A 25,205-nucleotide genomic window follows, 5' to 3' on the forward strand; every position below is an offset into this window, starting at 1 on the left:
GTGGTTTATCTGATTTAGTGATAATATCCTTTCCGGATCACCAGTTTACCTGGCGGCGTGTCCTGTAGTGTCTTCATGTCGTCAATCACCTTCCGGGCAGCCACGCCCGAGGCCCGGCGAATGGCCGTACTGCCAAACCGTTGCTTGATGCGGTCCATGCTCAGGTACAGGTTGACCATTTCCGAAGAATCCGTGAACAGGTCGAGTTGCTGTGTTCCGTTAATCAGGTGGCTGAACCGTACCCCGATAAGCCGGATAAGCATCCGGCGCTGGTATAGCTTCCGGAACAGCTCTTTGGTAATCTCTATCAGCGTGTGGTCAAACTGCGTATAGGCAATGCGCTTTTGCTGTGAATGGGTATCGAAATTGGAATACCGGATCTTCACCGTCACACAGGAAGTCATTTTCTCCTGGCTGCGCAATTCAAAGGCGAGCTTTTCAGCCATACTCACCAACAGTTGCTCCAGGAAAAGAACATCGGTGGTGTCGCGCTCAAAGGTACGTTCGGTGCTGATGGATTTCCGTTCCGAATAAGGTTGCACCGGAGTCGGGTCAATACCGTGCGCCTTCTTCCAGATAACCATACCGTTCTTTCCCAACACCTGTTGCAACATTTCCGGCGGAATCTCCGCCAGTGTGCGGATTGTTTTAATCCCCATCGAATTAAGCAAATGGTAGGTCTGAGGCCCAACCATCGGGATTTTCCTGATGGATAAGGGATTGAGGAAAGGTTGAACCACATTGGCAGCCACCTCTAGTTCACCGTTAGGTTTGGCTTCACCCGTGGCAATCTTTGAAACGGTTTTATTAACCGAAAGTCCAAAGGAAATCGGTAGCCCGGTTTCCTTGATAATAGTACGCCGCAGTTCCTGCGACCACTTCAGGCTGCCAAAGAACCGGTCCATACCGGTGATGTCCAGGTAATGTTCATCGATGGAAGCCTTCTCATAAACAGGTGCACGTTCGGCAATAATTTCGGTAACGGTATCAGAGTAGCGGCTGTAGCTCTCCATATCGCCACGTATAATGCGGGCATCAGGACAAAGCCGCCGGGCCATTTTCATGGGCATACCCGAATGGACACCGAAAAGCCGGGTTTCATAACTGCAACTCGCTACCACGCCCCGTTCCGACATGCCCCCAATAAGGACGGGCTTGCCGTTCAGTTCGCTGTGGTGTAACCGTTCCACCGATACAAAAAAGGTGTCGAGGTCCAAATGCACCACGGTCTTTTTTCCGCTTTCTGCTGTTGCTGTCATCGTTGCCATTATCTCTACACATGCTTTCTCAAAAAAAAAGCGGCAGGGAACCTGTTTCCGTTGCCTGTTGCCTTGAATTGGGAAATGGTTCCGTTGGGTCGGGAAATGCCTGCTGTGGCTCCCTGCCGGCCTGCTGTTTTTTTGTTGCCCTACCGGGAAAATACCGGAAGGCTTTTATTATTCAGAACGTTGTTGTATTTTTGCTTAGATTCTAATCATTTTTGTGATTATATTCTAAGCATTATTCCTGAAATACACAAATACAAATGGAAAAATCAGTACTCCTGTAAAGTGTTATATGATTGAAAAACAGCGAATAATAGCGGAAATAAAATAAATCAAAATTTAAAAGGTAACTCCGATGTATTTTGCTCAAAACATTAAGCTCTTACGAAAACGCCGGGGACGGACCCAGGGCGAAGTGGCGTTCGCATTGAAGATGAAAAGGCCCACGTTGGGAGGATATGAAAACGGGGTCGCCACACCGGCTTTGCCTCAGCTGATCGCCTTCTCCGATTACTTCGGCATCTCCATCGATACATTGGTGAAAGTCGATATGTCGAAACTTCGCGACAGTGAACTCAGGCAACTCGAGAGTGGATATGATGTGTATGTCAAAGGCAGCAAACTACGCGTGCTCACCACTACCGTCGACAGCAATAATGACGAAAACATTGAACTGGTACCCGAAAAAGCAAAGGCCGGTTACACCAGTGGGTTTGCCGACCCGGAGTTTGTCAGTGAACTGCCGACTTTCCGGCTACCGTTCCTGTCAACCGAAAGGAAATACCGCACGTTCCAGATAAGTGGCGATTCCATGTTACCGGTTCCACCGGGTGCCTGGGTAACGGGAGAATTTGTCCAGGACTGGAACACGCTGAAAGACGGCGATGCTTGCATCATCCTGACATTGGACGAGGGAATTGTCTTTAAAATCATCGAGAACCACGTCAAAGAGGAAGGAAAGCTTAGGCTCATTTCACTGAACCCTCTGTATGAACCATATGAAATACAGGTAGTCGAAATTCGCGAAATCTGGAAGTTCACCAACTACATCAGTTCCGAAATGCCCGCCGGCGAAGTAAGTCCCGGCCACCTCGCCCAGAGTCTCCACCAACTCCAAACCGATGTGCAGTTCATCAAAGAAAAAATGCAGAACAACAACAGTCACAATTGAGTAAATAAAACCTATAGCTTCTATTGCCCCTAACTGGAAAACCAATAATTAAACTTGATCATAAAGATATTATTCGGATAAATATTGAACATTCGCTTAAAGCCCTTTGAGAAGTCAAAAGGTCCAGCCGGTTCAAATGCGGTTCTGTCTTGTGCCCAGACGAAATAAAATGTCGACCCCGCTTTATATTCCCATCGGACCACAAGGTTACTCCTGAACTGCTGAAAATTAAAATCAGGGTTAGGAATACTGTAATCGGCAACACCATCCCCATTCCTGTCGAAATGATACATGGATCCTTCTTTTTCCGGTGTTACAATATGAAACCTGTCAGTATATCTGGTATTAAGCGGATTGACAACCTCTTTAAAGTCGGAGAATTTACCTATGGAAACAAAAGGACTTCCGTAGTATTGAATCGTCAACTCAGGTGTAATGGCCAAATCAGCCCGGAAGGTAAAGCCCAGGTTCCGGTTATCAACGGTTCCCAGCAAATAAATTTTATCCGAAGATGTTCTTTCGAATTGCCCGATATATTGCAACTCGTCATTGTTCCGAAGGTAGGTCGGTTGCAGAGACAAAACCAGGTTGGAAAACGGCCGGTAGCTAATATCCGGGGTAAACGTAAAATAGTCCAGGTTTCCTGATAACCCTTTTTGGTAATTTCCGGTAATCCCAAAGTAGAGGTTGTTAGACCGGTTGGTATAGAAAGCCCAGGAATACTGTAACAAATCAGGAACTTTCATGGAAGGGCCTCCTCTCAATAACCGCTCATCAATCGTTCGGAATTTGAACTGTCCCACAACCTGGGCGGTCCAGCTATTCATCAACTCAGTTTCAGCTGTCAGCGAAAACAGCGAATACAGACCATCGCCGTGAGCATTCCATGCATTTTGCTGCAACAGGTTAAAAGTATAGGTCTTAAATACCCGGGTATTCTCTTTCTCGTCATAAGTGATATGGGTATTGTTTTTCAGGATATTAGAAATAGTCATGTATCCCAAATCGTTTAACTCCAATCCGGGTGAGCGCATCACCAGTTCTTCGTTATACCGCCAGTGTCCTTTACTCCATTTTCCGATTTTTACCGACGCTCCGTACCCGTTTAGTGCTGTCCGCGCAGTGTCGAAGGTGATTCCTGTTACATCAGGTCGCTGGAAGTACCGCGCCGACGAAGTTTGTAGCCTGATGATAGCTTCCCGGTCTCCACTGATATTACTTCCAATTGCTTTTGCTTCAAAAAAATACTTTCGATCCTTCCAATACCGGGTGAAATCGAGACCGTAGGTCAGCGCATCCCTTGAAAGAAAATCTAGGTAATTATTTTCAATCGCCCGGTGCGTTTGAGTAATAATTCCTCCAAACAGCGTGTTTCCCCTGTCAAAATCCTTTTGAAAGCGACCAATGAAATAGTTGGTCAAAGGCTCGACTACTTGTTGTGATTTCTCTCCATTGTGGTAAATATCAGCTTTCTCCTTTAACGTAAACGACTCAATAATCCCCAATGACAACCCGTCGGCTGTCTTTCCCGATAACTTTAGTGCACCTCCAATCGTCGTGTTTTCCGGCATACTGATGGTGTCGTAAGGAGGGATATAGGATGGAGCATGTCCGATACGGCGCGTATAAAACAACTGGTCTTCATCAAAAGTAAAATCAAAAATATTCTTGCCTTCGACGAAAAAGGGGCGTTTCTCTTCAAAATAGGTCTCGAAAGCCGAAAGATTCATGACAGACGGGTCGGCTTCGACCTGACCAAAATCGGGATTGATAGTTGCATCCAACGTAAAGTTGTTGGTAATGCCAATTTTAGCATCCAACCCGCCCTGGCCCTTCCACTCTGCTCCTTTGGCAAAAGGATTGCCGGGAATTTTTCTGGAAGTGGTTAGCTTACCCGAAACATAGGGGGATAATTCTATTCGCTTAGCTTTTTTTAGTCCTTTCAGACCATGCAACTCACCAAAAGTATAAACCAAACCGGTACCGTCATTCGCCACCAGGTTCCATTGGTCCTCTTCCTGCAACCGATCAATTCTTCGCCACGAATTAAGTCCCCAGACCTGATTCGGCGAAGAACTATAGCGCAACTGACTCAGCGGAATTTCAAATTCTGCTGTCCAGGCCGAATCCTCGTAGGCCACTTTGCCGTACCAGACAGCATTCCAGTTCTCATCCCAGCCATCATTCGAAACCCACACGTCGAGTTTTTGCCCGGCAGAAGTAAGATCGAACTCGAAAGCAGTCCGGTGATCAAAATAACTATCGAAATGTACTCCCACAATATCTCCTTCCCAGTTATCGCGACGGCCCAGTTTTCGGGTCATTTTTTTCATATCATCATAAGCACGAATAGCCACAAAGATGCTCTTATCGTCATACAGGACCTTTAATTCAGTCTTGTGAGAAGGTTTTGCCTTATAAGTAGGTGAAAATTGGGTGTAATCGCTTTGCCACTCCCCAAGCTTCCAGCAACTGTCATCCAGTTTGCCATCGATTATTGGGGGTTTCGAAATACGTAGTGTATGATACACTCGCTTGGGTTGACTTACGGTATCTTCGCGATTATTTATTCCGGGACGATTATCAGTCCCGGAATAAAATCGCACAGTTGCTGAGTATCCATTACTAATCAAAACAATCCATAAAAGAAAGAATACGATCAGCCGTCTATAACTATTTGCGTACATGTTTCCGACTATTTTGCCGCCCTGGTGCGACTCATGAAACGCTTCGACAGCCACCTTCTGACAGGTATATCATACAACTTCACGCTCACATAAGCCAGGGTAATGGTTACGACGAGAACAAGGAGTGCAACAGGTAACGATTCGATTGAAGAAATATGGTTCTTTTCCACCCAACTCATAAACATGTAAATAAACGGGTAGTGAGTGATGTACAACGGGTAGGAAATATCGCCCAGGAATTTGTTAATCTTCGAAGAATATCTTCCGTTAACTTCGCCACTGGCTCCAACGAAAACGATAAGCGGGAATACAAAAATAATGACCAAAGCATCATAAAGTCCGTTCAACCAAACATGTTCACTTCCCCCTATTTTGGGGATGGAAAGAACCACGATTAACAAAAGGCTGGTCCAAAGGAAAGCATGTTTAATATGGCCCGGTTTGCTGATACGTGAGAGTAATAAGCCGGCAAAAAACGGGTATAGCAACCGGGTAAAGCCAATACGTAGCTGAGTGGGATCTATCGACCAACCGCCAATAATATCACCGTTCTGACTGGTTACGGCCAGGTGGAGTAGTGCCGCTCCCGCAATAAAAACCAGCACCGCCAGCACTTTATTGGAAAACTTCCGAATGAAAAGCGCGTATAGAATGTTGGCAATGTATTCAAAGAAGAGAGACCAGGCCGGACCGTTAAGGGGATGCATTTCTGTCCAGCCCCTGATATCCAGGGAAGGAGGAACCGGAAGCAACGTAAAGCCAATCAGCATCACCAGCAGCATTTTCCACACCGGCACTTCATTTATCATCGGGAATGCACCGCCCTGGAAGTAAAAGGTAACAGCTCCAACGATCATCCCCATGATAATCATTGGGTGAAGTCGGATTAACCGACGTTTAAAAAAGTTTCCCAGGCTCATTTTACTCCAGCGGTCATCGTAGGCATAACCGATAACAAACCCCGAAAGGACAAAGAAGAAATCCACGGCCATATAACCGTGATTGATGATTTGTTTCGCATTATCACCGTGGGTAAATGTTTCCAACAGATGAAACATAACAACCAATACCGCGGCTACACCGCGCAGTCCGTCAAGAATTTCATAGTGCTTTTTGGAGTCTTTAAAAGACGCTGCAGAAGTATAATTCATAGGTTAGGATATTGTAATTTTTACAAATAAAGCTGAATGCTTCGTTGAATTATTGTCACATTTTAAATAATTATTGTCGGATTTTTGTAATATTGACCACATACAATTGAATGTATGCCGGAAGAAATAAAATATTGTCAGGTTCCCATCGGTAATAGCAAGTCTTTTTTTTACGACCATGTTCATATTGTTTGGGACGAACAAATCACCTTTCATCAGCATGCTGAATGGGAGCTATCCTATGTAATAACGGGTAGCGGAACACGCATTGCCGGCGATATGGTGGAGACCTTCTCGCACGGAGAAGTCGTGCTGCTTCCGCCCAATATTCCTCATTGCTGGTCCTTCGATGAGCACAACTACGATGAAGAAGGAAAAATCGAAAATATCACTATCATTTTTCCCGACTCGTTGCTGGAGAAATGCACCACAGTTTTTCCGGAAACGGAACAGGTGATATCACAAATCAGGCAGTATCAGCAGGCAATAGCTTTTGGGGGTAAAACCTTAGGGACATTGCAGAAAATAATGGTGGCCATGAAGTCGCAAAACAATCTGGAGCAATTGTCATCTTTGCTCAATTTGCTGGATGTTATTGCTTCTTCGAATGAAAAACGAATTGTAGGTTATCTTGGCAAGCAAAATAAAAGTACGGCGAAAATGCAGGACATATACCGGTTCACTTTTAATAACTACCAAAATTCCATAGCACTCGATGATGTGGCAAATTACGTAGGCATGAACCGTTCGTCATTTTGTGTCTTTTTTAAACGGTCAAAAGGAAAATCATTTTTTACTTTCCTCAATGAATTCCGCATCGACTCATCCTGCCTGATGTTACAGGAAACGAACATGCCCATCGCTGATATATGCTACGCTGTTGGCTTTAATGATGTTCCCTATTATAACCGTACCTTCAAAAAACTGAAGGGAGTAACGCCAAAAGATTATCGTACAAGGCGTCAACTGGAAAATTCAGCAAAATAACCCCGTTGCTCGTAACCTGTCTTCTCCTACTGGAGGTCTCACAAGCCGGAGAAGGATTTTAGCGTAGTTCTTAGAGAACTTGCTACATGGCCTTACTCACCTTCTCCATTTCATCCCAACGTGCCTGCAGGCCGTTGCCCAACCTTGCCGAAAAACCCAACAGTCAACAACCTTCGGCACCGCGCAAAGCAGGTCCGGCCTCCTTAGTCATGACGCCTCTACGTTGTCATTTCCTCCCAGTCCGCACCCGCTTTCTTTCCTTGCGCACTCTCACTCCGTTCAACGTCAAACCATACATGAGCTACCCTCCGTGTCAATCCGTGATAAAAATCTGTGAATATCTGTGTTATTCAAAATCGAATTTATATCTTTGTAACAACATGCTTACCCCGCTTCCCGTAAGAACAGCGCGCTCAGGGTGAGCTTTTTATTTTTATACCTGCTATGAAAAAGAAAGTGTCTTACAATAAACCTGCACTTTCCTATGCCGACCAACTTCAACAATTAAAATCGCGAGGACTGAACATCGCTGATGAGAGTGAATTTCTGCGCCTTCTCGAATTAAAAAGTTATTACCGGTTAAGCGGGTATTGGTATCCACTGTTGGCAGATAAACAAAAACACCTGTTTAAGGCGGGCGCCAGTTTTGATACAGCCTATCGCATTTATCAGTTCGACCGGGAACTGCGTCAGCTGGTCACCAACGAAATGGAAAAAATAGAAATTGCGGTTAGAGCCAAAATGATTTACATTCTGTCACACCATTATGGCGCATTTTGGTACACCGACCCGAATCTGTTTATTGATAAGAAGAAGCACAGCGACACCATTGATAAAATAAGCATTGAATACCATCGCAGTGATGCCCAGTTTATACGGGCGTTTAAAAATAAATATTCAAATCCGTTGCCCCCGTGCTGGACGGCATTCGAAATCATGTCATTTGGCTCATTGTCCAAATTATATAACAATTTCAAGCCGGGGAGAAGTAAACGGGAAGTAGCCCGGTGGTTTGGCGTGGATGATAAGACGTTTGGTTCCTGGCTACATAGTCTCGTTTATGTCAGAAACGTTTGTGCACATCATTCCCGACTGTGGAACAGAGTGATGCGGATACAGCCAGCCTATCCTACAACTCCCAATTTGCGATGGTTGAACAACACGAGCATTCAAAACAACAGAACGTACTACATCTTATCAATTATCATCTTTCTGCTGCAGTCCCTCGACAACGGACACACCTTGGTAGCCGACTTCAATGCATTGTTGAAAAAATACAACAACATCCATCCGGGTGCCATGGGCTTCCCTCCGGGTTGGGAAACCGAACCTTTGTGGAATAGCTCGTGGTGAAGGTACGACCATTTTATCCGCGCCCATCCGTATCCATAGCCATTTATACGCGTAATTCATACGGGTAGTCATTGCGCGCTGCCATAATTCGTATTTACAGAAAAAGCCACCCCACACTCACACACCGGGTATTATTTGGGTCACACTTTTTGTGTGGCCACCTCCAACACGTTACAGCACTTTGCCTTTCGGTAAGTCGGGGTTTCAGTGCGTTTTGCTGAAGCCAGTTCATCCGTCTATTACATAGTCCCAGGTGCAAAGTCAAAAAGCTGTAGCCTTCCCGGGTGTCCCAACAAAAAGTCCGCTGCCCCCATAGCGCCCCTGGCAGCGTTGCGCCCCAAATATAACCTTGCCAACACCAACTGAATTTACATAACATGCAGTTCATAGGAACAACCCCCACAACCCAACCGTGGGCCTGATTGTCCTATAACCTAATTATGTAAATCAGTAAGCCCCAACCACACCACCATTCCAAAGCATCGTCATCCGTCCGCGTAAATCCGTGATTCAAATCCGTGCCAATCAGTGGTCTCCAATTCTCCCACTCTCTGTCTTCGTCTTCACCTTTGCCTTCGCCTGAACCTTTGCCTGAGCCAACCCCATATCAGCTGTTTACGATACCCAACCTTCATCCTTCTTTTAAGTCAGTCTAAATACAAACTGCTGACCTGCAAAAGATTAAGTCAGAGTATAAAAAACAATCGGACAACCGCTACTGTTCCGTGGTTAACAAAATCAATTAGCTATTATGGATACTCTTCAGGTTAAAGGCTCTTCCGGAAGAGGCTCTCCCGGAACAACACTCGGGTTCTTCTTTGGCTTTGCAGCCGATTCGTTATATGGCCCCCCCTCTGGCAATTTTAAAGAGCTCATAGAACTGAGCGCCACGATGTTCGGACTCTTGGTGGCTACTCCCTCCCATACCTCCTCACTGCCTGGCATTCCTTTGGTGACCAGGGGCGATACGACAGGTGAAAAAAACATTTTTTTTCTGCTCCTGCTATCCGTCACCGGTTTGAGCGGAGTAACCGCGCTGTTGCACTGTTTTCGTTCTCATGACCGGCCATTACGGACAGAAGCGCGGCTTGATAATCCCCATGCAGCTAGGCGTTATGATGAAAATCCGCCTTACATCCCGTTATGGCAGGAACAAATCGCCGGTATTCCGAAAGAACAGGTGCCACCGTCGCTCGCCAGTTTGCGGAAAACGCGGCAAAAACCAAAGGGCGATCGATGATCATCATCGGGCCGGAGTTCTAATAATTGGCCTTTGGCCTCTTACCCGGCGGGTCCGTATGTGGGTTTTCCGATTGCTCATTAAAAAGTCGCATCGTATATCGAAGATAATGCAGGAGCCTGGTAATCATGCGACTTCTGTTGATTAACAACGGCAACTATTTTCTAATCAGTTTAACAATAAAAGCATGAAAAAAATATTTCATCTATTTGTAATCGTTTCGATTCTTTTTCCCTTTTGGGGAGGGAATTTGAATGCTCAATCACTCACTTTTTCGGGAGAAATCCGTCCCCGGTACGAATTTCGCCATGGTTATAAGACAATTATCCCGGATGGAAATTCAGCAGCCAATTTCATATCGCAGCGTACGAGACTGAATCTTTCCTACGGAAGTAAGATGTTTAAATTTGGCATCGCATTACAGAACGTTCGCGTGTGGGGCGATGTTCCGCAGCTCAACAGCTCTGATGTTTACGGGACAGCTATTCACCAGGCATGGGGCGAAATGATCTTTAGTAAAAAGCTGGCTTTCAAAATCGGAAGGCAGGAAATATCTTACGATGACCAAAGGATTTTTGGAGGTGTGGACTGGACGCAGCAGGCAAGAAGTCACGATGCAGCGATTTTTAAATACCGCCCCAACAAAACGACGGAAATAGATGTTGGTATTGCGCAAAACGCCCAAAGCGAAGCGCTTTATAAGACTGATTATCTTGTTAGTAATTATAAAACCTTTCAGTACATCTGGTACCATGAACGGTTCAGCAAAACGGGACTAAGCCTGCTGTTTTTAAACAACGGTATGCCTTATAATGAATTAAATAATTCCCAGACAGTTGTTTACAGTCAAACCTATGGCGGCAGGTTTACCTATAAATCGAACCCGCTGAAATTTAATGCCTCGTTCTATTATCAGGGAGGGAAAAACAAACTCGATAAGACCCTCTCCGCAGAATATGCTGCAGCTGGTGTTACCTATTCATTGCCATCTGAATTTACATTCGGCCTGGGGGGCGAATATCTTTCGGGGACTTCTTCCAAAGAACAGGCTTTGAACCAAACGGATAAATCATTCAAACCCTTTTACGGAACGAACCATAAGTTTGATGGCTGGATGGACTACTTTTACGTAGGAAACTTCATGTACAGCAATGGTTTGTTTGATGTGAGTCTACCATTAACTCAAAAAGTAAATAAGTTTACGTTCAAATTAATCCCCCATTATTTCTTTGCTGCTGCAAAAGTATCGGCTTTACAAGGTGACGGAACCTGGAAGGATTATAAGAGTAACCTGGGAGCTGAAATCGATTTTTCAGCGAATTATAACTTCTCCAACGATGTATCTGTTAGCGGAGGATATTCGCAAATGATGGCAACACAAACTCTTCAGGTATTGAAAGGTGGAAACTACAAAAATTCCAATAATTGGGCGTGGTTGATGCTTACGTTCAAACCGACTTTTTTCAGTAAACTCTGAGTTTTGGAAATTGACTAAACCCGGGCATTGAAAATATAATTTTGACCTTTCAATCCCGGGTTATTTTTTCCGGCCATTTCACTAAATGATATGACAATATTCGCTTTCCGACATTCAGGCTTCGAATATGAGTAAAGTCTTGTGATACTTCCGGAGTTTCGGGATTTTCTCCTGCTTCTTTTAAGTCAGTCTAAATACAAACTACTGACCCGCAATAGATTAAGATAGGATGTAAAAAACAATCAGATATCCGCCACTGTTCTGTGGTTAACAAAATCAATTAGCTATTATGGATACTTTTCAGGTAAAAGGCACACCTAAACGGGGCTTACTAGGAACCACCCTGGGTTTCTTCTTCGGCTTCGCAGCCGTCTCGCTCTATGGTCCAACCGCCGTAAATTTTAAAGATGCAATGGGAATCAGCTCCACTCTCCTGGGACTACTGGTGGCAATTCCTTCACTTTCCGGGTCGTTATTGCGCATCCCTTTCGGGGCCTGGGTTGATACAACAGGAGGAAAAAAACCATTTTTTATTCTCCTCTTGTTGTCAGTCATCGGTTTGGGAGGAGTCACCCTGTTGCTGCACTTTAGCTATCCAAACCATATGCAGGGTATGTATGGCCTGATTTTATTCTTTGGATTCCTCAGCGGTTGTGGTATTGCCACCTTTTCGGTAGGAATTGGACAAACCTCCTATTGGTATCCTCAGAAAAAACAAGGTAAAGCGTTGGGCACTTATGCCGGTTTAGGAAACCTGGCACCAGGTATATTCTCGCTTATCCTGCCGTTATATCTTGCTCACTATGGCTTCATATCGGCTTACTTTGCCTGGTTTATTTTCCTTTTTATTGGCCTTCTGATTTATGCTAAGCTGGGTGTAAATGCCTATTTTTTTCAGTTTCGTGATGCCAAAATGAGTGTTGACGATAGTAAGGAGGAAGCCAAAAAGCTCGGACAGGAAATTTTCCCTTCAGGTGGGGTCAAAGATAGCCTAATCAATTCTGCAAAAGTGAAAAACACCTGGGCACTGGTTGTCCTTTATTTTACCACATTCGGCGGTTTTATAGCCCTCACTGCCTGGTTTCCCACTTATTGGAATCAGTTTCAGGGATTCAGTGGTGTGAAAGCTGGTCTGTTTACCGCCATTTTCTCGCTACTGGCATCGCTGCTTAGGGTACCAGGTGGCTCTTTCGCCGATAAGGCAGGAGGGGAAAAAATGAGCCTGCTGGCCATGGTTCTGGTTTTGCTTTCTGCCATTGTACTTTCAATCACGCAAAGTTCAGTCATTGGCATACTGGCGGCTATTGTACTGGCTGCCGGGATGGGATTTAACAATGCTGCTGTTTTTAAACTGGTTCCTCATTATGTCCCTAAATCGGTAGGTGGTGCAGCCGGATGGGTTGGCGGACTGGGCGCATTCGGTGGTTTTGTAATCCCTCCGGTAATGGGAGCTATAGCGGATAGCTATGGAAAAATTGGTTATGCACGCGGTTTCTTTGTTTTTGTTCTTTTAGCTGCCATCAATATGTTCATTATTTACCGGTTGCTAAAAAGTAAACCAGTTGCGGAAAATTAGATTGACAACATCTTTCAAATCTGAAAATCATTAGCATGAGTTTATTAAACCGGCTTTTCTACTTTAGCAGGGTGGCAGAAAAAACCACGGACCGACACATCGTTACAACAGAACGAAACCGCGACAGCGAACAATTCTACAGGAATAGATGGCAGTACGATAAAATTGTTCGTTCAACTCACGGAGTGAACTGCACAGGTTCCTGCTCATGGAAAGTATTTGTAAAGAACGGTTTGGTGACCTGGGAAATCCAGCAAACCGATTATCCCGAAACCCGGCCCGACCTTCCAAACCACGAACCGCGTGGTTGCCCACGGGGTGCCAGCTATTCGTGGTACCTGTACAGTGCCAACCGCGTAAAACATCCCATGGTGCGGGGAACACTAATCGATGCTTACCGCAAAGCCAAACTGAACTGCAGTGACCCGGTCGAAGCTTGGCAAGCCATAATGGAAGACACAGTTATCTCTAAAAAATACAAGGCCGAGCGTGGTCTTGGTGGATTTGTCAGAGCAGACTGGGAAGAGGTCAATGAAATCATCGCTGCCGCTAATATTTATACCATCAAAAAATTTGGCCCCGACAGGATAGCAGGATTCTCGCCCATTCCGGCCATGTCGATGGTTTCTTATGCTGCTGGTACCCGGTACCTGAGTCTTATCGGTGGTTCCGTTTTAAGCTTCTACGACTTTTATTGCGATTTGCCACCGGCATCGCCACAGACTTGGGGTGAACAAACCGACGTACCTGAAAGTGCCGACTGGTACAACTCCTCTTTTCTCATGCTCTGGGGCTCCAACGTGCCGGTCACCCGGACACCCGATTCTCCATTTTTTACCCAGGTACGTTATAAAGGGACCAAAACGGTAGTGATTGCTCCTGACTACAACGACGCAGCCAAGTTTTCCGACCTGTGGATGAAACCCAAACAGGGAACGGATGCGGCCCTGGGAATGGCTATGGGGCATGTAATACTCAAGGAATTCTTTCTGGAGCAAAAAACAGCCTATTTTGATGAGTATGTGCGACAATATTCCGACCTCCCCTTCCTGGTAAAACTGGAGAAGCACGAAAAGGGTTATGTCGCTGGCGCATTGCTACGGGCCTCCGATTTTGACAATAAGCTAAATGTCGATAAATCTCCTGAATGGAAACCGGTACTTCGGGATGAAAGTTCCGGTGAATTATCGGTACCAAACGGAACCATCGGTTCACGATGGGATAAGAGCCAGAAATGGAACCTGGAAATGAAGGATGCCCGCACCGGGAAGGATATTCAGCCGCTCTTGTCTGTATTAGAGAAACATGACGAAATAATTGATGTGGCATTTCCATACTTTGGCGGGCCAACCTATAAACATCAACACTTCAATGCATCGGAGCATGACGATATTATTTCGCACAAAATTCCGGTACAAAGAATCCACACCAATGAGGGAGAATCCTTGTGTTGCACCGTCTTCGATCTGATGGTGGCCAATTATGGCCTCGACTGTGGATTGAATGACCATAATGCAGCGAAAAGCTACGACGAGAATCTACCCTATACACCATTATGGCAGGAGCAAATAACCGGCGTTCCCAAAGAACAGGTGATTACTGTCGCCCGCCAGTTTGCCGAAAATGCAGCAAAAACTAGAGGACGGTCGATGATCATCATCGGAGCAGGTGTCAACCACTGGTTCCATACCGATATGATCTACCGGAGCGCTATCAATATGCTCGTCTTCTGTGGATGTGTGGGGCAATCTGGTGGTGGTTGGTCGCACTATGTTGGACAAGAGAAGTTAAGGCCGCAAACCGGTTGGTTACCGCTGGCTTTCGGTCTCGACTGGAACCGGCCTCCCCGCCATATGAATACAACCTCCTATTTTTATCTTCACAGCGACCAGTGGCGTTACGAAAAAGTGCAGCTGGATGAATTACTCTCTCCCCTGGCTGACCAAAAGCTTTGGAAAAACCTAACCATGGTAGACTGTAACGTGAAGGCCGAACGAATGGGATGGTTACCTTCTTCACCGCAGCTAAATGCTAATCCGGTAAAACTGGCTGGTGAAGCGGAAAAAGCCGGGAAGAAGCCGGAAGATTATGCCCTGGAGAAACTAAAAAGTGGTGAAATACATTTTGCTTCGGAGGACCCGGATAATCCGGTTAACTTTCCCCGTAACCTGTTTGTTTGGCGCTCCAACCTGCTGGGCTCAAGTGCCAAAGGAATGGAGTATTTCATGAAACACCTGCTGGGTGCCCAAAACGGTGTTTTAGGAAACGATCTGAAAGCCAGCGGGCAACCGTTACCATCCGAAGTAAACTGGCACGATCAGGCGCCCGAAGGTAAACTGGATTTGCTCGTTACAGCCGATTTCCGAATGTCTACAACAGCTCTTCATTCCGATATTTTGCTGCCAGCTGCCTCCTGGTACGAAAAGAATGACCTGAGTACTTCTGATATGCATCCTTTCATTCATCCTTTTCATCAGGCTGTTGACCCGGTATGGGAATCGCGTTCAGATTGGGATATATACAAGGGACTGGCTAAAAAGTTCTCCGAACTTTCCATCGGTCATTTGAGTAACGAAAAAGATGTAGTTCTCTTGCCGCTGCAACATGATTCTCCCATGGAGATGTCAGAAACGACAGACGCCAGCGATTGGAAACATGACGGGAAAGAGCCAAAACCCGGGATTAATATGCCCAAAATCATCACCGTAGAACGCAACTATCCGGAAACATATAATCGCTTTACCTCTTTGGGGCCACTGATGAAGAGTGCCGGAAACGGGGCGAAAGGCATTAGCTGGAATACGGAAGAGGAAGTTGAGTTTTTGAAGCAACTGAATCACGCTGTTTCAGAGGAGACAAGTGCTCAAGGGTTGCCGCAAATCAGGACAGATATTCAGGCAGCAGAAGTGATTCTGAGCCTGGCTCCGGAAACCAATGGCAACGTTGCTGTAAAAGCGTGGAAAGCATTGGAAAAAGTAACTGGCAGAAATCACCACGCATTGGCTGCAAGCCGCGCCGACGAAAAAATAAGGTATCATGATATCCTGGTGCAACCCCGGAAGATAATCACTTCCCCCATTTGGAGCGGAATCGATTCGGAGGAGGTTTCTTACAATGCTGGCTACACCAATGTCCATGAGCTGATTCCCTGGCGTACCCTCACAGGTAGGCAAACGCTTTATCAGGACCACCCATGGATGAGGGCCTACGGTGAAAACCTGGTTTGCTATAAACCTCCCATTCAGACGAAATCGGTGGAAAGAATCCTTCAAAAACTACCATCAGACGGAAATTACCTGGTCATTAACATGATGACCCCTCACAACAAATGGACAATCCACTCCTCATGGTCTGATAACCTTCTTATGCTTACCCTGGGAAGAGGTGGTCCGGTGGTATGGATGAGTGAGAAGGACGCCGAAAAAATTAAGCTTGTAGATAACGACTGGGTGGAAATCTTCAACCAGAATGGTGCGTCGGTAACGAGAGTGATTGTATCACAACGCATTCCGGAGGGGGCTCTGGTCTATTACCATAACCAGGAGCGGACCGTCAACATGCCGGTCAGTCAGGAAACTGGCAACCGCGGTGGTGTACACAATTCCCTCGAACGGTTGAGCCTAAAGCCAACCCACATGATAGGCGGATATGCACAACTGGCTTATGGTTTTAATTATTACGGAACCATCGGTTCGAACCGCGATGAAATTGTGGTCATACGTAAATTGGAGAATGTAGAATGGAAAGATGAGGAAATCGGTTGATAATAACAGAGTAAATTACTGATTATGAGAATTCGTGCTCAGATAGGAATGGTGTTAAACCTGGACAAATGTATCGGTTGCCACACGTGCTCCGTTACTTGCAAAAACGTATGGACTACCCGTCAGGGAATGGAATATGCCTGGTTTAATAATGTGGAAACCAAACCCGGAACAGGCTACCCAACTGATTGGGAAAATCAGGAGCACTACCAGGGTGGATGGAAGCTGGACAAAGGGGCGCTGCATCCCCGCATGGGAAGCAAAGTCGGAATCATGAAAGGAATATTTGCCAATCCTCATCTGCCACAGATTGACGATTATTACGAACCTTTTACATTTAACTACTCCATTCTGCACAAACAGGCCAAATTCAAAACACCTCCATCAGCAAGACCATATTCGATGATAACCGGTAAGTTGATGGATAAGATTGAGAAGGGCCCCAATTGGGAAGACAACCTGGGAGGTACGTTTGCCAAACGAAGCAAGGACCGGAATTTCGAACAGGTACAGAAGGAAATTCTCAGGGAATTTGAAAATGCATTCATGCTCTATCTTCCTCGTCTGTGTGAGCACTGCCTGAATCCCACCTGTGTAGCTGCTTGTCCATCAGGCGCCATATACAAACGGGAAGAGGACGGTATTGTACTAATCGACCAGGATGCCTGTCGTGGTTGGCGCGAGTGTGTCAGTGCCTGTCCCTATAAGAAAATCTATTTCAACTGGCAGAGTAAGAAATCGGAAAAATGCACCCTCTGCTTTCCGAAAATCGAGAATGGCGAACCAACCATCTGTTCTGAATCCTGTGTCGGACGAATAAGGTATTTGGGCGTTATGTTGTATGATCAGGACCAAATCAAATCGTTGGCTTCAACTCCCGAAACAGAAGATTTATACGAAGCTCAGTTAAAAGTTTTTCTTGACCCACACGACCCCGAAGTTATCAAAGAGGCAAGGAAACAGGGGATGACGGAAAACTACCTAAAAGCAGCAGCTGCATCACCCGTGTATAAAATGGTGATGGATTGGAAATTAGCGCTACCTCTCCACCCAGAATTCCGCACCTTACCCATGGTCTGGTATATACCTCCTCTGTCGCCTGTTCAAACCGCCGTTGACAGTGGAGAACTGGGGATTAACGGAATATTACCCGATGTGGAGTCCCTGCGAATCCCAATCAAATACCTGGCCAATCTTTTTACAGGCGGTAAAGAAAAACCGGTTACCAGCGCACTGAAAAAAATGTTGGCCATGAGGGCCTGGATGCGGGCTGAATCATTGGAAGAATCTCCCAATCCTGATATTCTGCAGGAAGCTGGCCTTTCTGAAATACAAGTCAGTGAAATGTACCGCTATCTGGCACTCGCGGACTATAAAGACCGTTATGTTCTTCCAACCCGCATGGTTAAATCAGATGAAGATGCCTACCGGGAGAAAGCCGAAAAAGGATTTGATACCAATAATGCAAACCGCCCACGAACCAACTTATTCGGAGGAATATAGCCATGATAAAAACTTATAAAATACTATCTCTGCTACTCTCATATCCTCAAAAGGAGTTGAAGAATTTCCTGCCGGATTGCCTTATGCTCCTCAGACAGGAGGAATTATTGAGGGATGAACAGATGAAAGGCATACAGAATTTTATCGATGTCTTTTCGAACGAGGAATTAACAAAATGGCAGGCACACTATGTTCAGCTTTTCGATTATTCCCGGTCGGTTTCCCTGCATCTTTTTGAACATGTGCATGGTGACTCGAGAGACCGTGGACAGGCGATGGTGGATTTGATACGTTTTTACGAGGAGGCAGGCCTAGAATGGAAAACAAACGAATTGCCCGATTACCTGCCCGCATTCCTGGAATTCATTTCGCTTTCCTCTTCAACACAGGTGGCCGCTGAATTTCTCTCTGAACCGATCACCATCATCGGCAAGGTTTACCAAAAACTGCAGGAAAAGGAGAATACTTATCAATATATTTTCAGCGCTATTATTTCACTCTCCGCCAAACAACCGGAAATGGACAAGGTCAGTTCCCTCACTGAGGCGGAAAAGCCGATGAATCTAGATAAAGAATACAGTGAAGACCCCATCCGTTTTGGCGGAGATAACGGTTGCTCAACCTGTCACTAAAAGAATTGGATCATGGAAAACTACGTCAATAACTTTCTATTTACTTACCTGCCGCATATCGCGATGGCAGTCTTCTGGTTTGGTCTTATTACACGGATTGTGAAAACATCCCGGACCATTCAGGCAAAATCCGGTCAATTCCTGGCCGGAGATGGATTGAAATGGGGCAGCAACCTTTTTCATTATGGCATAATCCTGGTGTTCATAGGTCATTTTACAGGCCTCTTCACCCCCGAAAAATTATACCACCTGGTCATGACGACCGCTACCAAGCGAGTCTTGGCCGTATCTCTAGGGGCTGTTTTTGGAACCCTTACTTTCATTGGAATCATCATCCTAATCATCAGACGGTTTCGGAATGAACGAATCCGACTAAACAGCAGCCCGCAAGACTATTTCATTATTTTTCTGCTGTTGGTAGAAGTGGGATTAGGCCTGGCTTCCATGACTACTACTGCCACCTCTTCGGTGGAAAATTATGCGGCGCTGGGCGAATGGGCACAAAAAATTATCACCTTTCAGCCTGATGCCGGCGCGGTCATTGCCGGCCATAGCTTAATTTACAAACTACACATTGTAGTCGGGCTATTCATCTTCATCATATTTCCTTACACTAAATTAATGCACATAATGGTTTTACCTGTAGCCTACTTCTTTCGTTCAGGATACCAGTTGGTGCGAAGAAGATGAGAAACGGCTAAATAGAACTGTTTTTAATAAACAACTTCCGGTGGATTCACTCGTTACGAATATGACTTAAAATCGAATGCCCGATGGCTTCCGGTTTGTAGGCCGAAAGGTCATAAACAGATATATCCGCTCCGTTTAACCTGCTGATAAGGTCCTTAGCATATCGCGTTCTTGTCGTCAATAAAAGATGACGCTGATTCCTATGGAGCAATTGATTTAGGCTATCGGACCACCCTCTGTCTTTCAGCTCCAATTGACCAACTTCATCAATAACAACAATGTCGCAATCAGAACCGTCTGTCAGCAAACTGTTTGTTCCCATACGTAGTCCATTCGGATGAATGTAATACCGGCCAATCTGTTCAAGTTGAGGTTCTCCGTTTAATCGAAGAAAAGCCCCACGTTCTCCGCTTTTGATATCAACAACGTCATATCCGATCGTTCTACCTTCATTCATAACCCGATCAGAATAAATACCGCCGACTGTAATTTCTTCTTGCCGAAACAAGTTGATGATTTCACGGATGTAGCGGGTCTTTCCTTGCCCACGTTCTCCGCTGAGGATAAATATCCTGGAATGCACCCGTTTTTGCTTTTTCATTTCCGTTAAACGTTCTTCAGCCTGCGACAGTATCTCATAAAAAAGAGTAATCGGCTTCCGGAAGAAAGATTGAACGTTGGGCAAATTGTCTACAGCTGAGGGCAAACTGTTAAAAGAAAGTTCTAAGGCAATCGACAGACTATTGAAAGAATTTCGTTGAAAGAAACGTCGGATTTTAGGATGGTAGAGTTCCGTCCCCAGCACCGAAAAACCCATGATAATGACCGCCGCACGGAAATTCATCTGTAAACCAATAAGCACTCGCTCACCTGTAGTGGAATCGCCATTAAAGACGAATGCAACGAGCATGGTGATGAAAACAAAATATATCCAAAACTTTGGCCGTGCAATCTGCCGGAATGCACGTTTATATCGGGTAGCCCAGATGGTCCCAATGAGAATAATCGCTATACTCCATACTTCCCAGGGGAAAAAACTGAGTAGAAGTAAGGAGCCGATCAGGAGAATGACATCCACAAACAACCAGTTGAGTGAATAATCAAATTTGCCTCTTTGCGGGTTTTGTCTGGAAGATAATGTAGAAGCGCTTCTTTCTGGTCGGTACAAGTCTTGTTCATTTCGTAGCTTCCGTCCAATTTTTATCCCCACAAAACCATATACTATTCCCAAAAAAACATAAATCCCTGAGAAAATTAAAATCGGCATCCAAACTGTCTGGAAATGGAGTTGCATCTCTTTTTCAGCCATCTCAACAAGATGAGTGTAAAGCTCAACAATATGAAAACCGTAAAAAATAATTAAGTTGATGATTCGCTGAACCAGATTCCATGAAACAGCCAGTGCGGCTCCAGTTAAATAACCGGCTATGGTGCGCCCCAAAAGCAACGTGGAAAATTCAAGCAATACTGATTCGGCAAAAATGGCAATCATCGGCCCAAAAATAACAGCACTTGGTGATAAAGTCTTCAAAATGGCCGTTATCAAACCAGCCCGCCAAAACAAACCCTTTTCATTCCATAGATAGCTCACCGAAATCAATACAATCAATCCAATTCCGGTGAGTAGCGTTCCACTAAAAGGAATTCGCAGGTTATGCAAAAAACTACCAAATACGATCTCGAACGAAGCCCAAATGGTCCCAATCACTGAAGCCTTTATCCATTTATCACTAAGTTCATATTTAACAGACATTCAAAATAGAATTATTTTCATCTAATTTTAATATATAAAAAGACGCATAAGACTCATAATGTAACCATTAAATCCATAATTACGGAATCTTAATAATACAAGAAAAATAAGTATAAAAGTAAGATTTCTATATACCTTTCACATTCTTGAAACAGTCTTTTTCTCCTCATTACTCCAATATCTAAACTCCAATCAGGTATCCGGGATCTATTCCCCAAATTACGCAAAAAGAAAGCGCACCGCCATCCCATAGCATCGTCATCCGTCCGCGCAAATCCTTGAAAAGAATCCGTGCCAATCTGTGGTCTCTAATTCTCATTCTCATCTTCACCCTTTCTCCCGATCTCCATTTCTCACTTTCTCCCCCTCTCATCTTCTTCGTTTCTCCAACTCCCCATGTGCCTGCAGGCCGTTGCCCAACCTGGCAGAGAAAGCCCGGAAGTCAACAACCTTCGGCACCCCGCAAAGCCGGTCCGGCCTGTTCGGTCATGACGCCTCTACGTTGTCATTCGGTCACAGCCCGTACCCGCTTTCTTTCCCAACTCACACTCACTCCGTTCAACGCCAGTCTTTACATTAAGCTACCATCCGTGCCAATCCGTTCTATGTATTCATGCTTATCTGTGGCCAACAATTCAAAATTGACAAGTTGAAGTAATATATACGTGACACGCTTAAACATCCATTTGCCCTGTTAAGAAAACCGCAAGAATCGGGTTGTAGCAACCAAATTGGTTATCCAATTTTGCAATAAAAAGAAACATGGCAAACTTTCAAATCAAAGCAATTAGAGAAGACTTCAATCATTTGTTTTCATTAAGCGATTCTCAACTACGTGAGCAAGGCGCTAGAAAAATTCTTGTCGATAATTACCCGGGGTTCCCGTGCCGGATTAGTCTGGAGGATGCACCAATTGGAGAAGAGGTTGTTTTACTACCTTTTAAACATCATAATACAGATTCACCTTATCAGGCATCGGGCCCCATCTTTGTCAGAAAAAATGTAAACGCACCTGAACTTGAAGTAAATGAAATCCCAAAGATTCTACATTATCGATTTCTATCGTTACGCGGTTATAATAGTTCCGGGATGATGATTGAAACAGATACGTGCGACGGAAGTGATGTACAAAGTAAGCTTCAAACCTTTTTTGAAAATTCAGAGGTAGCATACGTTCATATTCACAATGCAAAGCCGGGCTGCTATAATTGTGTTGCAGAGAGGATCTAAAATCATCGGTTTATTCTCGCTTAATCTCGGTCAGAAAGTAGGAACTCCGTACAATTAAGTCCTGCATCTAAAATCGCCACGTGCTTCCCGACTGTTGCTTTCATACGCATATTTCCTGCACAGCAACAACCTTCAGCACCCCACAAAGCCGGTCCGGCCTGTTCGGTCATGACGCCTCCACGTTGTCATTTGGTTACAGCCCGCACCCGCTTTCTTTCCCGCACTCTCACTCCGTTCAACGACAGACTATATATGAAACCCCATCCGTGTAGTTCCGTGATAAAAATCCGCGTATATCCGTGCCATCCAATTCGTGTAATTCGTGCGCGCCAGCCTTGTGCGTTAGGTAATTCGTGTAATTAGTTCTTTACAGAAAAAAGCCACCCAATTTAGGCGGGCGGCAACATAAGCACACTTATTCACCAGGCAAGGTCAGGCCCTTCGGGTTTTGGAAAAAATCTCCATTCTCCTTCGTCGAATCGTATTTTTCCCAAAAACCTTGCTTTCAGCCGGCCCGCCTGTGAGCTGGCTTTCTTTTTTCTTTTTCGGTTTCTGTTTTCTTTGGAAAAATAATTACCCTGCCAGTCTAAAGTCTGTAATCTATTGTCTTACGTCTTAGCAAGAAAAAGACCTCCCTTCCGGAAGGTCTTTCCACTCAAACCTCACACACGGTCACCATCAGGTGACTTCTTTCTCCACTTGCCTCTGACCAGCCTGCTCAGCGTCAGAGAAACAACAAAACTCACTACCGCGCCAACAGCAGCTAAAAGCGCTGTTTCCAGTAAATCCTGCCCCGTCAGGTTCACCAGGGTACTCAGCAGCGTTCCGCCTAACGTACCGGCGCGGGTCCCACCATCAACAGCCGGCAGGCTCACGGCACTTCATCGCTTCCGGACTCTTCATCCTCGACAGCCACCTGGCTGACAGCGCCGGCGACGGTACCGGCTACCGTCAGGTATCCGGCCAGTGTCGTAACGGCTGCCGGTAAAGCAACCGGAGCCGCCAGTAACGTTCCCCCGGCAGCAGCCAAGGCGAGCCCGATAGTTCGTAATACCCGGAAAAACTTCGGGGTCCGTGCTTTAGCTCTTTTCAGAATATTCATATCCAACCATTTTGGAATTACGTGTAATGTGAAGAAGAACTTCTTCATCTCTTCGAATAGCCGGCAATACATGATTCAGTAATCGTTGATTTGCCGGCCTTGATTGAGTCCCGTAGCCGGGCCCCAATAGTTTGGTCACCGGTGCAATGCACCCCAACAACTCGCGCAGGGCATCATTGGCCGGGTGAAACAGAATCCAGGTGCGCCCGGGAACTTTCACAACCTGTAAGTGCCAACCCCGCTTTTCCGTGTATCGTGCCTTCAGGTGATAACTCCCTTCCGGAATACAGGAAATCCTCTTTTGGTTGGCCCGCCAGGGCAGTTCAATGGTGTGGCAGATTACCTTCCCCCGGCAATAAACCACACCATTCGTTCCACTGGGGAAATAACTCCGGTAGAGTTCCAGGTCCACTACGGCAGATCAACTGCAACAATGGCCATGGCATTCAAGGCACCACTTTTCAGCGGATACGCCTCACCATTGACCATCTGGAAGAACTCAATGGAGAAGGCCAGGAAAATCGGCGACGGACTCGCAGCTTCAATCTGCACCTCCAGCGATTGAGCTTCGTGTTCCACGCTGTCAATCTCCACAAAATCGCTCACAGCCATTTTGGTAGAAAAGGATTCCCCCTCGAAATCAACCGTTGCCCCCAAAGCGCCAAAACGGAGATGAGTGGCATCCTGCACCATCGCCAAATCGGTCGTGGGTACCAGTGCCGGCAGCGATACCTCCAACGCGCCGGTTGCCCGGTCAACGGCCGTGGCAAAAGGAACATAAATGGTTCCTGCCAGCTGGGCGCCTGCGTTGAATTCAAACCCTTTCAGCAAAGCCGGGTCCCCGTCGCTCACGGTACGCTCACCACGGGCGTTGGTCGCATCGGCCTGGATAACCTTCAGCATCTGCGTGGTCAACCGGTTGGATACCCGGTTATCGGCGGCATGCACCATCAGCTGCCGCAACGCATTCCGGAGCAGCTTGCTCGCTTTCCCGGCCCGGCCAAACTCCGACCCGTTTTCACGCGTCCTCACAAACGCCGGGTCATTCTTGATGCGGTCAGCATCGACGCCGCCCTTCGTGCGGGCATAATACTCTCCACCGCTCTTGTAGAAGGAAAGATCACCAATCGCTCCCTCCAGTTTAATCAACCCCTTTTGTCTTGCCATAACGCATAGATTTTGGTTACTTCCAACAAGTTATTGTAACCAATGCGCCACAACAAAAACCACCTTCCGCAATAGGTCAAAAAGGGCCATTTGTCCCTAAATGTCTTCCGGGACGGAAGAAAATCAGTAAATTTCCTCTGAAACCTCCGGAAGATTCCCCGGAGTTTAAGTAGGGATAGAGTATAGATAAAGTAGGAATGATGCTTTTACAGCGAAGTTGTATTTACCCAAAAGATGTGCAGCGGATAACCGGTAAAAGCGAACGGTCAGGGAGAAGGTTGCTGACCAAAATCCGTCAGGAGCTGGGAAAAGCTTCCCATCAGTTTATCACTGTTGAGGAGTTCGCTGAATACACCGGTTTGCCGGTTTCCACCATCCGCCAATACCTTGTCGATTAGCCCTAACCGACAACCGAAGCAGACCTTCGTCACTTTCCCATAAAGTTTAAATCATTTTA

The 25,205-nt window shown here is 45.8% G+C and carries 21 protein-coding genes; 12 read left to right on the forward strand and 9 right to left on the reverse strand.

Going from position 1 to position 25,205, the window contains the following annotated elements; genetic code table 11:
- Positions 1-14: 14 nt before the first annotated feature.
- A complete protein-coding gene (gene dinB / locus AC060N_RS10295) occupies positions 15-1,259 on the reverse strand; it encodes a DNA polymerase IV (protein ID WP_479523712.1) in 1,245 nt (414 codons plus the stop codon).
- A 361-nt stretch (positions 1,260-1,620) separates the two neighbouring features.
- On the opposite strand from dinB, the gene AC060N_RS10300 reads away from it, so the two are divergent.
- Positions 1,621-2,436: an XRE family transcriptional regulator gene (locus AC060N_RS10300; RefSeq protein ID WP_479523713.1), complete on the forward strand. Its 816-nt coding sequence runs from the start codon at positions 1,621-1,623 to the stop codon at positions 2,434-2,436.
- Positions 2,437-2,465: 29 nt separating this feature from the next.
- On the opposite strand, the gene AC060N_RS10305 is transcribed toward AC060N_RS10300, so the two are convergent.
- Positions 2,466-5,123: a DUF5916 domain-containing protein gene (locus AC060N_RS10305; protein WP_479523714.1), complete on the reverse strand. Its 2,658-nt coding sequence runs from the start codon at positions 5,121-5,123 to the stop codon at positions 2,466-2,468.
- An 8-nt stretch (positions 5,124-5,131) separates the two neighbouring features.
- Positions 5,132-6,274 carry an acyltransferase family protein gene (locus AC060N_RS10310; RefSeq protein ID WP_479523715.1) on the reverse strand — a complete coding sequence of 381 codons (1,143 nt, stop codon included), beginning with the start codon at positions 6,272-6,274 and terminating at the stop codon, positions 5,132-5,134.
- A gap of 114 nt (positions 6,275-6,388) precedes the next feature.
- Between AC060N_RS10310 and AC060N_RS10315 the strand changes: the two genes are divergently transcribed.
- The 9 genes from AC060N_RS10315 (at position 6,389) to narI (ending at position 19,496) form a co-directional block, all read left to right on the forward strand.
- Positions 6,389-7,261 (forward strand): AraC family transcriptional regulator, encoded by an 873-nt coding sequence (locus AC060N_RS10315; RefSeq protein WP_479523716.1) that lies wholly within the window; start codon positions 6,389-6,391, stop codon positions 7,259-7,261.
- 444 nt (positions 7,262-7,705) lie between these two features.
- Positions 7,706-8,614: an Abi family protein gene (locus AC060N_RS10320; protein ID WP_479523717.1), complete on the forward strand. Its 909-nt coding sequence runs from the start codon at positions 7,706-7,708 to the stop codon at positions 8,612-8,614.
- A 751-nt stretch (positions 8,615-9,365) separates the two neighbouring features.
- The gene (locus tag AC060N_RS10325; protein WP_479523718.1) at positions 9,366-9,854 is read left to right on the forward strand and encodes a hypothetical protein; all 489 of its coding nucleotides are present in this window, start codon (positions 9,366-9,368) and stop codon (positions 9,852-9,854) included.
- 187 nt (positions 9,855-10,041) lie between these two features.
- Positions 10,042-11,331: an alginate export family protein gene (locus tag AC060N_RS10330; RefSeq protein ID WP_479523719.1), complete on the forward strand. Its 1,290-nt coding sequence runs from the start codon at positions 10,042-10,044 to the stop codon at positions 11,329-11,331.
- Between the two features lie 289 nt (positions 11,332-11,620).
- The gene (locus tag AC060N_RS10335; protein ID WP_479523720.1) at positions 11,621-12,907 is read left to right on the forward strand and encodes an MFS transporter; all 1,287 of its coding nucleotides are present in this window, start codon (positions 11,621-11,623) and stop codon (positions 12,905-12,907) included.
- 35 nt (positions 12,908-12,942) lie between these two features.
- Entirely contained in the window at positions 12,943-16,671 is a 3,729-nt protein-coding gene (locus AC060N_RS10340; RefSeq protein ID WP_479523721.1) for a nitrate reductase subunit alpha, read from the forward strand.
- 24 nt (positions 16,672-16,695) lie between these two features.
- Complete coding sequence (narH, locus tag AC060N_RS10345; protein ID WP_479523722.1) at positions 16,696-18,174, forward strand: nitrate reductase subunit beta; 1,479 nt, start codon at positions 16,696-16,698, stop codon at positions 18,172-18,174.
- Positions 18,175-18,176: 2 nt separating this feature from the next.
- Entirely contained in the window at positions 18,177-18,806 is a 630-nt protein-coding gene (narJ, locus tag AC060N_RS10350; RefSeq protein ID WP_479523723.1) for a nitrate reductase molybdenum cofactor assembly chaperone, read from the forward strand.
- A gap of 12 nt (positions 18,807-18,818) precedes the next feature.
- Positions 18,819-19,496 carry a respiratory nitrate reductase subunit gamma gene (gene narI, locus AC060N_RS10355; protein WP_479523724.1) on the forward strand — a complete coding sequence of 226 codons (678 nt, stop codon included), beginning with the start codon at positions 18,819-18,821 and terminating at the stop codon, positions 19,494-19,496.
- Positions 19,497-19,542: 46 nt separating this feature from the next.
- On the opposite strand, the gene AC060N_RS10360 is transcribed toward narI, so the two are convergent.
- Positions 19,543-21,105 (reverse strand): nucleoside-triphosphatase, encoded by a 1,563-nt coding sequence (locus AC060N_RS10360; RefSeq protein ID WP_479523725.1) that lies wholly within the window; start codon positions 21,103-21,105, stop codon positions 19,543-19,545.
- Positions 21,106-21,430: 325 nt separating this feature from the next.
- Positions 21,431-21,574 (reverse strand): hypothetical protein, encoded by a 144-nt coding sequence (locus AC060N_RS10365; protein ID WP_479523727.1) that lies wholly within the window; start codon positions 21,572-21,574, stop codon positions 21,431-21,433.
- 437 nt (positions 21,575-22,011) lie between these two features.
- Between AC060N_RS10365 and AC060N_RS10370 the strand changes: the two genes are divergently transcribed.
- A complete protein-coding gene (locus AC060N_RS10370; protein ID WP_479523728.1) occupies positions 22,012-22,479 on the forward strand; it encodes a DUF1203 domain-containing protein in 468 nt (155 codons plus the stop codon).
- A gap of 662 nt (positions 22,480-23,141) precedes the next feature.
- On the opposite strand, the gene AC060N_RS10375 is transcribed toward AC060N_RS10370, so the two are convergent.
- The 4 genes from AC060N_RS10375 to AC060N_RS10390 are packed head-to-tail and all read right to left on the reverse strand — an operon-like array spanning position 23,142 to position 24,748.
- The gene (locus AC060N_RS10375) at positions 23,142-23,354 is read right to left on the reverse strand and encodes a hypothetical protein (protein WP_479523729.1); all 213 of its coding nucleotides are present in this window, start codon (positions 23,352-23,354) and stop codon (positions 23,142-23,144) included.
- Complete coding sequence (locus AC060N_RS10380) at positions 23,351-23,581, reverse strand: hypothetical protein (protein WP_479523730.1); 231 nt, start codon at positions 23,579-23,581, stop codon at positions 23,351-23,353. The genes AC060N_RS10375 and AC060N_RS10380 overlap by 4 nt, the downstream gene beginning before the upstream one ends.
- Complete coding sequence (locus AC060N_RS10385; RefSeq protein WP_479523731.1) at positions 23,559-23,993, reverse strand: DUF5675 family protein; 435 nt, start codon at positions 23,991-23,993, stop codon at positions 23,559-23,561. Before AC060N_RS10385 ends, AC060N_RS10380 begins: the two co-directional genes overlap by 23 nt.
- Positions 23,993-24,748 carry a hypothetical protein gene (locus AC060N_RS10390; protein ID WP_479523732.1) on the reverse strand — a complete coding sequence of 252 codons (756 nt, stop codon included), beginning with the start codon at positions 24,746-24,748 and terminating at the stop codon, positions 23,993-23,995. Before AC060N_RS10390 ends, AC060N_RS10385 begins: the two co-directional genes overlap by 1 nt.
- Positions 24,749-24,945: 197 nt before the next feature.
- On the opposite strand from AC060N_RS10390, the gene AC060N_RS10395 reads away from it, so the two are divergent.
- On the forward strand, positions 24,946-25,146 hold the full coding sequence (locus AC060N_RS10395; protein WP_479523733.1) for a hypothetical protein: 201 nt from the start codon (positions 24,946-24,948) through the stop codon (positions 25,144-25,146).
- Positions 25,147-25,205 lie beyond the last annotated feature (59 nt).

The sequence above is a fragment of the Prolixibacter sp. DSM 2831 genome, from assembly GCF_056493735.1.